The following is a 1,152-nucleotide window of genomic DNA, read 5'->3' as shown; positions in this document are numbered from 1 at the left end:
CCCGGCATGAGCGTATCGCTGGTCGCCCGCCAAGCCGGCATCTCGCCCAGCATGCTGTTCAACTGGCGACGCCGGATGCTGGAAGGTGGCTTTGAGGCCGTGCAGGCCGATGAGCCAGTGGTCGGCCAGACCCAGGTCCGCGACCTGGAAAAGCGGGTGCGGGAGCTGGAGCGCCTGCTGGGGCGGAAGACCCTGGAGGTGGAGATCCTCAAAGAGGCCTTGGATGCGGCACGGGCAAAAAAACCGATGTCGCTGCTGCCGTCGTGGCACGGTCGGCGGGGCGGTTCGCGATGACCACGATCGCCAGCACGCTCGGCGTTGCCCGTTCCAACCTGATCGAGCGCCGGATGGGCTCGTCCAGGCCGCGCGGGCGCTATCACAAGGCCGAGGACAACCGGCTCCTGCCGTTGATCCGCCAGCTGGTCGGCGAGCGGCCATCGTATGGCTATCGCCGTATCACCGCGCTCTTGAACCGCCGCCTGCAGAACGAGGATCTGCCAAGGATGAACGCCAAGCGGGTGCTGCGCATCCTGCAGAACCATGGCCTCACCCTGCAGCGGCACACCGGCCGGCAGCTCGGTCGGACCCATGACGGCGTCGTCGTGGCCCTGACCTCCAACATCCGTTGGTGCTCCGACCACTTCGAGCTGACCTGCCGCAACGGCGAGATCGTCCGCATCCTGTTCGCGATCGACGCTTGTGATCGGGAGATCATTGCCTGGTCGGCCACCACGGTCGGCATTTCAGGTCAGATGGTCCAGGACCTCATGGTCGCCTGCGTCGAGCGGCGCTTTGACAGCCTGAAGACGCCTCATCCGGTAGAATGGCTGTCGGACAATGGCAGCGCCTACATCGCCAAGGACACCCGCCACACGGCCACCGCCCTTGGGCTGCGCCTGTGTTTCACCCCCGTCTGCTCCCCACAAAGCAACGGCATCGCCGAGGCCTTCGTGAAGACCTTCCGCCGTGACTACCTGCAGCTCTCGATCCTGCCCAATGCCGCTATCGTCCTCGGGCTGCTGCAGGCTTGGATGGACGACTACAACAATGTCCACCCGCACTCGGCGCTACGCTTCCATTCGCCCGCCGAGTTCCGCAAACTCAGTGCTTAACCCAACCCAGACCCTGTCCGGTGAAACGGGGTGCACTCCA

The 1,152-nt window shown here is 65.1% G+C and carries 1 pseudogene; it reads left to right on the top strand.

Annotation, left to right across the window (positions count from 1 at the left end):
- A pseudogene (locus HLA95_RS27400) lies at positions 1-1,112 on the top strand (IS3 family transposase); the annotation flags it as partial.
- Between the last annotated feature and the right edge of the window lie 40 nt (positions 1,113-1,152).

It is taken from the genome of Geminicoccus harenae, from assembly GCF_019800005.1.
Lineage (GTDB): Bacteria > Pseudomonadota > Alphaproteobacteria > Geminicoccales > Geminicoccaceae > Geminicoccus > Geminicoccus harenae.
Note: the sequence above shows the minus strand (reverse complement) of the source record. Positions and strands in the feature narration are given on the sequence as shown.